The organism is Streptomyces sp. NPDC001450 (assembly GCF_053597295.1).
Map to the genome: position 1 here is coordinate 1 of NZ_JBSFHY010000060.1, position 12467 is coordinate 12467.

Below are 12467 nucleotides of genomic sequence, written 5' to 3' on the forward strand. Positions count from 1 at the left end.
AGGATGATCGAGAACGGGGTCGTGTAGCCGGTGACCAGCATCGAGAACGCGTCGAGCACCGACCGCCTGGAGAGCGAGCTGTACGACCGGCGCTTCCTCATCGCCCGGCCGCTGCTGCTGGCGTTGCAGACGCAGCCGTCGGTACTGCTGGTCGACGAGATCGACCGGGCCGACGACGAGTTCGAGGCGTTCCTGCTGGAGCTCCTGTCCGAGTACTCCGTCACGATCCCGGAGCTGGGCACCCTGCGGGCCGAGGAGCCGCCGGTGGTCGTGCTGACCTCCAACCGGACCCGGGAGGTACACGACGCGCTGAAGCGGCGGTGCCTCTACCACTGGTTCGACCATCCCTCCTTCGCCCGCGAACTGGCCATCGTGCGCACCCGGCTGCCGAAGGTGTCGGCACGGCTGGCCGAGCAGGTCACCGCGCTGGTGCAGGTCCTGCGAGGCGCGGACCTGCTCAAGCCTCCCGGTGTGGCCGAGACGATCGACTGGGCCGAGGCCCTCGACGCGCTCGGCGCGAGCGAGGTGGACGCGGAACTGGCCGTGGCGACACTGGGCTCGGCACTGAAGTACCGGGAGGACATGGACCGGGCACGGGCGCTCGATCTCGCGGCGATCCTGGCGACGCGGGGAACGTGACCGCCATGGCCGGATCGGGACGCAGGGGGAACGGGACTCCGGGGACCGGGGATCAGCCGTTGCACGGTCCAGCCGGACCAGGAGACGTGCCCCCCATCGGCCCGGCAGGGCCCGGCACGATCGGCCCCTCCGCTGCCCGGGACCGACCTCCGGGCGGAGCGGGGGGTGGGCCGGCCGGGATGGGCGGGGCCGCCGGCGCGGATGCCGTGCTGCTCGGGTTCGTGCGGGCGGTGCGGGCTGCGGGGGTCGACGCGAGCACCGAGCGGGTGTACGCCTTCCTGCGTGCCGTGGACGTGCTGCGGCCCGGGGTGCGGGCCGACGTGTACTGGGCGGGGCGGGCGACGCTGTGCGGCGGGCACGACGACCTGGAGCGGTACGAGCGGGTGTTCGCCGCCTACTTCGGGCCGTCGGGCGTGCCCGCCCGGCAGGTGGTGCGGCACGTTCCCCCGCCCCGGCTGCGGCTCGTCGCGCGGGACGCGCCCGCCGGGAGCCGTACCCCGGGCGAGGGCGAGCCCGCGGGGCCGCCGACGGCCGCGCTCGCCAGTGCCACCGAGGTGCTGCGGCACCGCGACGTCGGCGAGCTGGACGCGGCCGAGCGCGCCCATCTCAACCGGCTGCTGGCCGCGTTCGCGCTGTCCGGGCAGACCCGGCGCTCCGCGCGGCGGCGCCCGGCCCGGCGCGGGGACGTCGACCCGCGCCGCACCGTCCGGGAACTGCTGCGCCGGGGCGGGGAGCCGGCCCGGCTGCGGCGGCACGCGCGCGTGGACCGGCCCCGCCGGGTCGTGCTGCTCGTCGACGTGAGCGGGTCGATGGCGCCGTACGCCGACGCGCTGCTCAGGTTCGCGCACGCCGCGGTGCGCGGGGGTCGTACGGAGGTGTTCACGATCGGCACCCGGCTGACCCGGGTGACCCGGGAACTCTCGCACCGCGACCCGGACCTGGCGATGGCCGCGCTCGCGCAGGCTGTCCCCGACTGGCGCGGCGGCACCCGGCTGGGAGAGCTGCTGCGCGAGTTCCTCAACCGCTGGGGGCAGCGCGGCATGGCGCGCGGCGCGGTCGTCGTCCTGCTCTCGGACGGCTGGGAGCGCGACGATCCGGAGCTGCTCGGCGCGCAGATGCGCCGTCTGCACGGGCTGGCGCACCGGGTGGTCTGGGCGAACCCGCGCAAGGCACGCCCGGGTTACGTGCCCCTCGCGGGCGGGATGGCGGCGGCCCTGCCCAGCGTGGACGACTTCGTCGAGGGGCACAGCCTGGCGGCGCTGGAGCGGCTGGCGGCGGTGGTGCGCGGGGCGCAGACCCAGGGGGTTCCCCTGGGTCGGGTGAGAGGAGCGGAGCGTGCGTGAGATCCTGCCGGCGCTGGAGCGCTGGTACACGGCCCGGATCCCGTTCGGTCTGGCCACGGTCGTCGCGGTCAGCCGCAGCGCGCCGCGCGGACCCGGCGCCGCCATGGCGGTGGGGTCCGACGACGAGGTCGTGGGAAGCGTGTCCGGGGGCTGCGTGGAAGGGGCGGTGTTCGAGCTCGCGCAGGACGTGGTGGCGAGCGGCGAGGCCCGGCTGGAGACCTTCGGGTACAGCGACGAGGACGCGTTCGCGGTCGGACTCACCTGCGGCGGCGAGATCACCCTGCTGGTACGGCCGGTGACGCCCGAGACCGACCCGGCGTTCGGCGAGGTCGCCGCGTCCGTGGCCGCCGGTGAGCCCGTGACCGTGGCCACGGTGGTGGACGGGCCCGCCCCGCGCGGGGCCACGCTGGCCGTCTGGCCGGACTCCGAGGCCGGCACGCTCGGCACGACCGGGCTCGACGTCGCGGTGACCGCCGACGCGCGCGGCGAACTCGCCCTCGGCGCCTCGGTGCTCAGGCACTACGGGCCGCACGGCGAGCGCCGCGAGGACGCCGTCACCGTGTTCCTGCAGTCGTTCGCCCCACCGCCGCGCATGCTGGTCTTCGGGGCGATCGACTACGCGGCCTCGGTGGCCCGCATCGGCGACTTCCTCGGCTACCGGGTCACCGTGTGCGACGCCCGCCCGGTCTTCGCCACGCCCAAGCGCTTCCCGGCGGGCGTGGAGGTGGTCGTCGAATGGCCGCACCGCTACCTCGCGAGCACGGACACCGACGAACGCACGGTGATCTGCGTGCTCACCCACGACCCGAAGTTCGACGTGCCGCTGCTCGAGGAGGCGCTGCGCCGGCCGGCCGCCTACATCGGGGCGATGGGCAGCCGCCGTACCCACGACGAACGGCGCGCTCGGCTGACCGAGGCCGGTCTCACCGAGGCCGAGCTGTCCCGGCTGCGCTCGCCGCTCGGGCTCGACCTCGGCGCCCGTACGCCCGAGGAGGTCGCCGTGTCCGTCGCCGCCGAGATCGTCGCCCTGCGCTGGGGCGGCAGCGGCGCGCCCCTGACCACGACCGCCGGGGCCATCCACCCACGCGCCACGGCTTGAGTACGAGGAGAAGTCATGGAGCTGCACCACGAGTTCACCGTCCCCGTCGCGGTCGACGACGCCTGGCGCGCGCTCCTCGACATCGAACGCGTCGCGCCCTGCCTGCCGGGCGCGGTGGTGGAGGAGTACGACGGCAAGACCGTGACCGGCTCGGTGAAGGTCAAGGTCGGCCCGGTCACCCTGACCTACCGGGGTACCGCGGTCTTCGAGGAGCAGGACGATGCGGCGCACCGGATGGTGCTCGTGGCCAGCGGCCGGGAGACCCGGGGGCAGGGCACCGCGCGGGCGACGGTCACCGGAACGCTGAGCGGACGCGACGGCGGTACGGCGGTGTCGGTGCGGACCGATCTGACGGTGACCGGCCGCCCGGCGCAGTTCGGACGCGGCATGCTGGCGGAGGTGGGAGACCGCCTGGTCGGCCAGTTCGCGGCATGCCTCGCCCAACGGCTGACCGAACGCCCCTCACAGACCGCCGACACCGACGAGAGACATGCACCGCCCGCCGAGGAGGAAGCGGTCGAGCCACTCGACCTCCTGCGAGCGGCCGCGGTACCGGTGGCCAAGCGAGCAGCGGGCGCGGCCGTGGTACTCGCCGTGCTGGTGCTGGTCGCCGTGGGGTTGCGACGGTGCACGAGGGCCCGGCGCCGGTAGTCGTCGGCCCGCCTCCCCCGCGGGGGCTCAGGCGTCCTCGGCCACCAGTGCGTGCAGATGCTCGTCGTGCCAGCCGTCGGCGTGCAGCAGGGAGGAGCGCATCGTGCCCTCGAAGGCGTAGCCGGCCTTCTCCGCGACGCGGCAGGACGCCGGGTTGGCGACCGCGTGACACAGCCGCAGACGGTGCAGGCCCAGGTCGTCCAGCGCCCACCGGCTCAGCCGCCGGGCCGCCTCGACGACGATGCCGCCGCCGCGGGACTCGGGCAGCACCCAGTACATGATCTCGGCGTTGCCGCCCGTCAGATTGACGTCGTGGAACCCGGCGAGCCCCAGCGGCGGGCCGCCGGGCCGGGCGATCGCCCATACGGCACCCGTCTCGGCGCGCCACCGCTCGTGCATGCGCTCGATCCGGGCCCGGGCCTCGTCACGGGTGCGGACGGAGAACAGGTTCCAGAGCTGGATCGCCGGGTCCGTCCCGGCGGTCAGCAGCGCGTCGGCGTCGGCGTCGTCGGTCCGCCAGGGCCGCAGCTCCAGGCCGCCCGGCAGTGCGAGGACGGGCTGGTCGCGCTCGGCCATGCTTCCCGCGGGTACGACGTCGGGTATGTCGTAGTCGGAGATCATCGCCGCATCGTGCCACAGGCCGGCTACCGCTGGGGCAGCCGCCGCAAGGTGACGTCGGTGAGCGCGCCGTCGGCGAGGGTCGCCGTGAGGTAGGTGCAGTGCGGCTGGCGGCGGCGGTCGGTCGGAGAGCCGGGGTTGAGCAGCCGCAGCCCGCCGGGGGCGACGGTGTCCCAGGGGATGTGGCTGTGGCCGAAGACCAGCACGTCCAGGTCGGGGAAGCGGGCGGCGCAGCGGGCCTCGCGGCCCTGCGCGGGGCCGGTCTCGTGCACCACGCCGAAACGCAGGCCGCCCAGCTCGGCGTAGGCCACCTCGGGGAGCCGGGCCCGCAGCTCGGGGCCGTCGTTGTTGCCGTACACCCCGATCAGCCGCCGGCTGCGGCTCTCCAGCAGGTCGAGGGTGGCGGTGTCGACCCAGTCACCGGCGTGGAACACGACGTCCGCGTGCGGGAGTTCGGCGAGCAGCTGCTCCGGGAGCCGCTTGGCGCGATTGGGGAGGTGGGTGTCCGACATCAACAGGAGACGCACCCCACCAGCCTATGCACTCATGCCGGTCGAGAGGTGCACCCTGCCGTCCTCGGGATCTTCATGTGGAACACGAGGAACAGATCTTCAGGCGTAACTGAACAGGTCAGGCTGGACAGTCTCGGCTGACGGTTCTACGCTGACGGCATGGCTCACATCTCGGACTCCGCCGCCCGCACCGCGCGCGACCTGCGCGTGGTGTTCAGCCGGCTGCGGCGCCGTATCCGCGAGGTCGCGCAGGACTCCGACCTGACCCCGTCGCAGGAGTCGGCACTCTCTCTGGTCGGCAAGCACGGCGCGGCCACGGCCAGCGCCCTGGCCGCCGCGGAGGGCGTGCGGCCCCAGTCGATGGCGACGACACTGGCCGCCCTGGAGCAGCACGACCTGATCCGGCGTGCCCCCGACCCCGACGACGGCCGCCGCCAGCTGGTCACCCTGACCGAGTCCGGCCGGGCCCGGGTCGAGGGCAACAAGCAGCTGCGCGAGGAGTGGCTGGCCCGCGCCTTCGAGGACCGCTACACCGAGGAGGAGCGGCGGACGGTCCTGGAGGCGCTGGAGCTGCTGGAACGGCTCTCGCAGCCGTGACACCGAGGTTCACCCCGCGCACCCGGCGGACCGCCCGCCCCTGCCCGGCCGTTCGCTCAACCGACCCACAGCCCCGAAAGGCCTGATCGACCCATGTCCGTCAGCACCCTCGACCCCCGTACCGCCCTCGTCGTGATCGACCTGCAGAGCGGCATCGTGGCCATGCCCACCCAGCCGCACGCCGCCGCGGACGTGGTGGCCCGCGCGGCCGAACTCGCCGACGCCTTCCGGGCCCGCGACCTGCCCGTGGTCCTGGTCCGGGTCTCCTTCGCACCCGACTGGGCGGACGCCGTCCCCGGCCGTACCGAGCGCCAGGCGCGCGGCCTCGCCTTCCCGGAGGGCTGGGACGTCATCGTCGGCGAACTGGCCGGCCACCCCGGCGACATCCACGTCACCAAGCACAACTGGAGCGCCCTGCACGGCACCGACCTCGACGTCCAGCTGCGCCGCCGCGGCGTCACGCAGATCGTGCTGACCGGCATCGCCACCAGCATCGGCGTCGAGTCCACCGCCCGTGACGCCTACGCCCACGGCTATCACGTCACCCTCGCCACCGACGCCATGGCCGACAGCGACGCCGAGGCACACCGGGGCAGCGTGGAGCGGATCTTCCCGCGGCTCGGCGAGAGCGGTACGACGGCGGAGATTCTGGAGTTGCTGGCCAAGACCCACGCCTGAGCGGCCAGTTGGGGCCTTCCTCGTGCGGGCAGCCGTTCGCCCGCACAAGGCCGCGAGTTAACATTCGGCCACGCGCACCGCGCCACCCAGGTGACGGGAAGCGAACCAAGGGGGCTTGGAAGCCGGATGCCGGTCAAGGTCAGCGTCGTCGTACCCGTGTACAACCCCGGGCCGCACATCGAGGACTGCATCGCCTCGCTGCTGCGACAGTCGATGCCCCCCGACGAGTTCGAGGTCCTCTTCGTCGACGACGGCTCCACCGACGCCACCCCGGCCCGGCTGGACGCGCTGGCCGCCGGGCACCCGCACATCAGGGTCGTCCACCAGGAGAACTCCGGCTGGTCCGGCAAGCCCCGCAACGTGGGCATCGAGGCCGCCCGGGGCGAGTTCGTGATGTTCGTCGACAACGACGACCACCTCGGCGACGAGGCCCTGGAGCGGATGTACGAGTACGGGGTCGCCCACCAGGCCGACGTGATCGTCGGCAAGATGGCCGGGAGGGGCCGCCCGGTGCCGGTGGAGCTGTTCCGCCGCAACCACCCGCACGCCACGGTGGACAACGCCCCGCTGATCGACAGCCTCACCCCGCACAAGATGCTCCGGCGTTCCTTCCTGGACCGCACGGGGCTCAGGTTTCCCGAGGGCCGGCGGCGCCTGGAGGACCACGTCTTCATCACCGAGGCCTACCTGCGCGCCGACAACGTGTCGGTGCTGAGCGACTACGTCTGCTATTACCACGTCAAACGCGAGGACGCCGCCAACGCGGGCATCCGGCGCTTCGAGCCGGTCGGCTACTTCAAGAACCTCCGCGAGGCCCTGGACGTCGTCGAGCGGTACACCGAGCCGGGCCCGCTGCGCGACAGGCTGCTCCGCCGCTGGCTGCGGGTGGAGATGGTCGAGCGGATGAGCGGGCGCCGGCTGCTGGCGCTGCCGGACGACTACCGGCGCGAGCTGTTCGGGGAGATGCACGCGGTGGTCGTGGAGCGCTTCGGCCCCGGCGTCGCCGCCGGGCTGCGGCCGGCCGGGCGCGTCGTCGCCGCGCTGATCCGGGACGACCGGTACGACGACCTGGTCGCCTACGCCGAGTGGGAGGACGGTCTGCGGCCCAAGGCCGCCCCGACCGGCGTCGAGTGGCAGGACGGGACCCTGCGCGTACGGTTCACCGCCGAGTTCACCGATGCCGACGGCCCGCTGACCGTCCACTCCGGCGGGCCGCGGCCCGTCGGGGTGGACGGTGCGCCCGCCGACCTCGCCGAGGCGGTGTCCTGGCTGGCCACGGCAGCCGCCGACGGCTTCGAGAAGGCGAGTGCCGACCTGATCCTGCGCGACCGGGAGACCGCCGCCTCCTTCTTCCAACCCGTGGAGGTCACCCGGGAACGCGTGGCGGCCGGGGACGGCCGGACCCGGCTGGTGCTGCGCGGCACGGCCACCGTCGACCCCGCCGCGGCGGCGGGCGGCGCCCCGCTGCACGGCGGGCTCTGGGACGCCTACGTCCGGGTCGGGCTGGGCGGCTGGACCAAGGAGTGCCGGCTGGGCCCCGCCCCCGTTCAGGGACTCACGCCGCCGCCCGCCGGCATGGTCGCCGGCCGGGTCGTGCTGCCGTACTGGACGAAGGAGTACCGCAACCTCTCCCTGGACGTCGACCGGGCCGTCAGGTCGCTGGGCCTGCACCGGCTCACCCCGGCCGACGCGGCCGTCTCCGACGCCGAGGTGCTGACCGTCGCGCTGCCGTTGTACGTCCCGGACACCACCGAGGTCCTGGTGCGGCTGACGGACAGCACCTCGCACCGCACCTTCGACCAGGACTCATCGCTGACCCCCGTGAACGGCGCGCGGTCGCTGCTCGAGGTGCGGGTGCCGGTGCCGCTCCTGAGGAACGCCAGGTGGCGGACCGAGCTCGTGCTGCCCCGGCACGACGAGCAGGAGCGCGCGCTCGGACTGCCGCTGCTGTTGAAGGTGGGCCGCGGGCCGGGTTCCGTGGAGGTGACGCCCACGGCACCGCCCGGCCTCCCGCAGCGGCTGCTGCGCGCGGTGCGGCGCGTGCTGGGAGTGGTGCTGAAGCAGCCGACACGGAAGCTGTGACGGAGTGCGGCAGCTGGGCGTAGCAGACACCTGGGTGCTGGAGCCCAAGGTGTTCCCGGGCGAGCGGGGCAGCTTCCACGAGTGGTACCGGGGCGAGGAGTTCCGGGAGGCCACCGGTCACGGCCTCACGCTCGCCCAGGCCAACTGCCCGGTGTCCCGGCGGGGCGTGCTGCGCGGCGTCCACTTCGCCGACCTACCGCCCGGGCGGGCCTCGGGCACGCCTTCATGGCGCTGACCGACGACACCACCGTGGTGTACCTGTGCTCGGCCGGGTACGCGCCGCAGCGCGAGCACACCGTGCACGCCCTCGATCCCGAGCTGGGCATCGCCTGGCCCACGGCACCGCCCGCTTCGTTTGTCCTACTGGCTTGTCATGACGGTGTGGCACGGGTGCAGTCGGCCGTTCATGTGGCGTCCATGCGGTAGCGTCACCGGCGATGACGGAACTACCCGAAATGTCGGACTCCAGAGAGATCGTCGCGCGGTACACGGCCCCCGCCCCGCGGCCCGGCCGGACCCTGCTGCGCTGGGTCTGCACGACCGACCACAAGGTGATCGGCCGGCTCTACATGGTCACGGCGTTCTGCTTCTTCCTCCTCGCCGGCCTGCTGGCTCTCGCGATGCGCGCCGAACTGGCCCGGCCGGGGCTGCAGTTCCTGAGCACGCAGGGCTACAACGAGTTCTTCACCGTCCACGGCACGATCATGATGCTGCTGTTCGCGACGCCGATGTTCGCCGGGTTCACGAACGCCGTGATGCCGCTTCAGATCGGCGCGCCGGACGTGGCGTTCCCGCGGCTGAACGCGCTGTCGTACTGGATGTACCTGTTCGGCGGGCTGATGGTGGTGTCCGGGTTCCTGGTGCCGGGCGGTGCGGCCGCGTTCGGCTGGTTCGCGTACGCGCCGCTGAACAGCGCCTACTTCTCCCCCGGCGCGGGCGGTGACCTGTGGACGATGGGGCTGGTGGTGACCGGTGTGTCGACGACGCTGGGCGCGGTCAACTTCATCGCGACGATCGTGTGCCTGCGCGCGCCGGGCATGACCATGTTCCGGATGCCGATGTTCACCTGGAACGTGCTGTTCACCTCGATCCTGGTGCTGCCCGCTTTCCCGGTGCTGACGGCGGACCTGCTGGTGCTGGAGTCGGACCGGAAGTTCGGCTCGCACGTCTTCGACGCGGCGAACGGGGGCGCTGTGCTGTGGCAGCACCTGTTCTGGTTCTTCGGGCATCCGGAGGTCTACATCGTGGCGCTGCCGTTCTTCGGGATCATCTCCGAGGTCATTCCGGTGTTCTCCCGCAAGCCGCTGTTCGGCTATCTGCCGATGATCGGGGCGACGACCGCGATCACCATGCTGTCGGCGGTCGTGTGGGCGCATCACATGTTCGCGACCGGCGCGGTGTTGCTGCCGTTCTTCTCCATCATGTCGTTCCTGATCGCGGTGCCCACCGGCATCAAGTTCTTCGCGTGGATCGGGACGATGATCCACGGGTCCGTCTCGTTCGAGACGCCGATGCTGTGGTCTCTGGGGTTCCTGATGTCCTTCCTGCTGGGCGGGTTGAGCGGGGTGCTGATCGCCTCGCCGCCGCTGGACTTCCATCTGACCGACTCGTACTTCATCGTCGCCCATCTGCACTACGTGCTGTTCGGGACGGTGGTGTTCGCGATGTTCGCCGGCTTCTACTTCTGGTGGCCCAAGTTCACCGGGAAGATGCTGGACGAGCGGCTCGGGAAAGTGCACTTCTGGCTGTTGTTCCCGGCGTTCCAGCTGACCTTCTTCGTACAGCACTGGCTCGGCGAGGAGGGGATGCCCCGCCGGTACGCGGACTATCTGCCTTCGGACGGCTTCACGCTGCTCAACTCCCTTTCTTCGGCAGGTGCGTTCCTGCTGGGCATCTCCACGCTGCCGTTCCTCTACAACGTCTGGCGCACCTCCACGAAGGCCGAGAAGGTCACCGAGGACGACCCGTGGGGGTGGGGACGGAGCCTGGAGTGGGCGACGTCCTGCCCGCCGCCGCGCCACAACTTCCTGGCACTGCCCCGGGTGCGGTCGGAGTCGCCTGCCTTCGACCTGCATCATCCGGAGGTCGGTCGGATGGCCGAGGACACCGAGCGGAGGGGACCGCTGTGAAGGCCGAGGCGATCCTGTTCGGCGGTGTGGCGCTGTTCTTCGGCGGGTCCGCCGCCCTGTACGGGGTGTGGTCCCAGGACGACACGGGCACGGCCGTGCTGGTCGTCGCGTGCGCGATGGCGGCGCTGGACGCCTTCTTCTGCCTGATCCAGTACCGGCGCAGGGGGAAACGGGCGCAGGACCGTAAGGACGCGGAGGTGGCGGACGGGGCCGGGCCGGTGGCGTTCTTCCCGCACGAGAGCCCGTGGCCGATCGTCACCGCGCTCGGGTTCGCGGTGGCGGCGACCGGCGTGGTCTTCGGGCTGTGGCTGTTCCTCATCGGTCTGGGTGTTCTGGCGCGCGGGGTTTTCGGGATGGTGTTCCAGTACGTGCACCGGTGAGCGGCCTGCGCGGCGCGCCGGGCCGGAACCGCTCGACGGGCTCGTGGCCGCTCTCGTAGCCGCCGGTCAGGCTCTGGCGGATCCCGCCGCTGGACACGCCCTCGGCGAGGCGCTCGCACTCGGCCTCCGTCAGCGCCCGGCACAGCCAGCGCGTCACCAGGAAGGCGAGGACCGGCGCGACCACGAGGGCGATGCGCAGCACCCAGGTCAGGGCGTTGACGGAGATGCGGAAGGTCTGGGCGATGATGTCGTTGCCGCCCGCCAGCAGCAGCACGCCGAAGAAGACGGTGCCCGCCACGCCGAGACCGGTGCGGACGGGGCGCTCGCGCGGCCGGTCGCACAGGTGCTGCTCGTACTGCCACTCCCCCGTCAGGCGCTGCTCCACGAACGGGTAGGCGTACAGCACGGTGAAGAGCAGCCCGGGCAGGACGACGGCCGGGAGCAGCACGTTCCACATGAGGGTGTGTCCGGCGACGTTGGTCTCCCAGGGCGGCACCAGCCGCAGGGCGCCCTCCAGGAAGCCGACGTACCAGTCGGGCTGGGAGCCGGTGGAGACCACGTCGGGGCGGTAGGGGCCGTAGTTCCAGATCGGGTTGATCTGGGCGAGGCCGGAGAGCAGTACGAGCACGCCGGAGACGGTCATGGCCAGCCCCGCGGTGAGGGCGGTGAAGTGCGGGAAGAGCGGCTTGCCGACGGCGTTGCGGTTGCTGCGGCGGGGGCCGCGCCACTGCGTGTGCTTCAGATAGAAGACCAGGGTCAGATGCACCGTCACCAGGCCGATGAGCGCGCCCGGGAGCAGCAGGATGTGCACCGGGTAGAGCCGGGTGATGATGTCGTGGCCCGGGAACTGGCCGCCGAAGACGAAGAAGGCCACGTACGTCCCGACCACCGGGAGGGACAGCATGATGCCCTGGGCGATGCGCAGGCCGGTGCCGGAGAGCAGGTCGTCGGGGAGCGAGTAGCCGGCGAAGCCCTCGGCGAGCGCGAGGACGAACAGGGTGAGCCCGATCGCCCAGTTCATCTCGCGGGGCCGGCGGAAGGCGCCGGTGAAGAAGATCCGCAGCATGTGCAGGCCGATCGCGGCGACGAACACGAGCGCGGCCCAGTGGTGGGCCTGCCGGATCAGCAGTCCGCCGCGCACGTCGAAGCTGATGCGGAGGGTGGAGTCGAAGGCCGCCGACATGAGCACGCCCTGCAGCGGCTGGTAGGAGCCGTGGTAGACGACCTCGCGCATCTCCGGCTGGAAGAAGAACGTCAGCCACACCCCGGTCAGGACCAGCACGAGGAGGCTGTAGAGGGCGATTTCGCCGAGCAGGAAGGACCAGTGCTCGGGGAACGCCTTGCGCAGCAGCTGCCCGCCCTCCAGGAGGGGCAGTCGGGCGTCCGCCGCGTCCGCGAGCCGCTCGGCGCGGCGGCCGGCTCGGCTCATGTGTCCTCCGCCGCCGCCCGCTCCACCTCGGCCTCCACATCGGCACGCGGCCGGTCCGTCTCCCTGGCGTAGTCGCTCACCGCGGTCTGCACGTCCCGCGCGAGCTCCCGCCAGGCGCGCAGGGCCGTCTCATAGGTGTCCGACTGGGCGCCTGTCATCCCGCGCTCGGCGGGCGGGCCGTAGGTGTCGCGCAGTTCCTCGACCATGCGGTGCGCCGCGGCGGCCGCGCGCTGCTTCTCCACCAGTTCTTCGAAGGTGTGTGCCACGACAGGAGACCCTAGGCACGACGGGCCCGCGGGCTCCTCCGACC

The 12467-nt window shown here is 72.5% G+C and carries 12 protein-coding genes and 2 pseudogenes; 10 read left to right on the top strand and 4 right to left on the bottom strand.

All coding sequences use genetic code 11. From position 1 onward, the window contains the following. Positions 1-63: 63 nt before the first annotated feature. The 4 genes and pseudogenes from ACWC5O_RS41155 to ACWC5O_RS41170 form a co-directional block, all read left to right on the top strand. Positions 64-639: pseudogene (locus ACWC5O_RS41155) on the top strand (AAA family ATPase); the annotation flags it as partial. 179 nt (positions 640-818) lie between these two features. After that, positions 819-1982: a vWA domain-containing protein gene (locus ACWC5O_RS41160; protein ID WP_450582248.1), complete on the top strand. Its 1164-nt coding sequence runs from the start codon at positions 819-821 to the stop codon at positions 1980-1982. Then, positions 1975-3081 (top strand): XdhC family protein, encoded by a 1107-nt coding sequence (locus ACWC5O_RS41165; RefSeq protein ID WP_450582250.1) that lies wholly within the window; start codon positions 1975-1977, stop codon positions 3079-3081. Before ACWC5O_RS41160 ends, ACWC5O_RS41165 begins: the two co-directional genes overlap by 8 nt. A 15-nt stretch (positions 3082-3096) precedes the next feature. Then, positions 3097-3732 carry an SRPBCC family protein gene (locus ACWC5O_RS41170; protein WP_450582252.1) on the top strand — a complete coding sequence of 212 codons (636 nt, stop codon included), beginning with the start codon at positions 3097-3099 and terminating at the stop codon, positions 3730-3732. 27 nt (positions 3733-3759) lie between these two features. Here ACWC5O_RS41170 and ACWC5O_RS41175 read toward each other — a convergent pair whose 3' ends face one another. Both ACWC5O_RS41175 and ACWC5O_RS41180 read right to left on the bottom strand, forming a co-directional pair. Further along, entirely contained in the window at positions 3760-4353 is a 594-nt protein-coding gene (locus ACWC5O_RS41175; RefSeq protein ID WP_450582254.1) for a GNAT family N-acetyltransferase, read from the bottom strand. A 23-nt stretch (positions 4354-4376) separates the two neighbouring features. Then, a complete protein-coding gene (locus ACWC5O_RS41180) occupies positions 4377-4877 on the bottom strand; it encodes a metallophosphoesterase family protein (RefSeq protein WP_450582256.1) in 501 nt (166 codons plus the stop codon). Positions 4878-5021: 144 nt separating this feature from the next. On the opposite strand from ACWC5O_RS41180, the gene ACWC5O_RS41185 reads away from it, so the two are divergent. From ACWC5O_RS41185 to ctaF, 6 genes and pseudogenes are all read left to right on the top strand, one after another. Beyond that, positions 5022-5459 (top strand): MarR family winged helix-turn-helix transcriptional regulator, encoded by a 438-nt coding sequence (locus ACWC5O_RS41185; protein WP_450582258.1) that lies wholly within the window; start codon positions 5022-5024, stop codon positions 5457-5459. A gap of 93 nt (positions 5460-5552) precedes the next feature. After that, on the top strand, positions 5553-6137 hold the full coding sequence (locus tag ACWC5O_RS41190; protein WP_450582260.1) for a hydrolase: 585 nt from the start codon (positions 5553-5555) through the stop codon (positions 6135-6137). Positions 6138-6263: 126 nt separating this feature from the next. Further along, on the top strand, positions 6264-8219 hold the full coding sequence (locus ACWC5O_RS41195) for a glycosyltransferase family 2 protein (RefSeq protein ID WP_450582261.1): 1956 nt from the start codon (positions 6264-6266) through the stop codon (positions 8217-8219). A 4-nt stretch (positions 8220-8223) separates the two neighbouring features. Beyond that, positions 8224-8645: pseudogene (locus ACWC5O_RS41200) on the top strand (dTDP-4-dehydrorhamnose 3,5-epimerase family protein). Between the two features lie 29 nt (positions 8646-8674). Next, positions 8675-10348, top strand: a complete 1674-nt coding sequence (gene ctaD / locus ACWC5O_RS41205) for an aa3-type cytochrome oxidase subunit I (RefSeq protein WP_450582263.1) — start codon at positions 8675-8677, stop codon at positions 10346-10348. Beyond that, positions 10345-10728, top strand: coding sequence for an aa3-type cytochrome oxidase subunit IV (ctaF, locus tag ACWC5O_RS41210; RefSeq protein WP_450582265.1), 384 nt, complete (start codon positions 10345-10347; stop codon positions 10726-10728). The genes ctaD and ctaF overlap by 4 nt, the downstream gene beginning before the upstream one ends. On the opposite strand, the gene qcrB is transcribed toward ctaF, so the two are convergent. Continuing rightward, on the bottom strand, positions 10664-12157 hold the full coding sequence (qcrB, locus tag ACWC5O_RS41215) for a cytochrome bc1 complex cytochrome b subunit (protein WP_450582267.1): 1494 nt from the start codon (positions 12155-12157) through the stop codon (positions 10664-10666). The genes ctaF and qcrB overlap by 65 nt on opposite strands. Then, positions 12154-12423 carry a hypothetical protein gene (locus ACWC5O_RS41220; protein WP_450582269.1) on the bottom strand — a complete coding sequence of 90 codons (270 nt, stop codon included), beginning with the start codon at positions 12421-12423 and terminating at the stop codon, positions 12154-12156. Before ACWC5O_RS41220 ends, qcrB begins: the two co-directional genes overlap by 4 nt. Positions 12424-12467 lie beyond the last annotated feature (44 nt).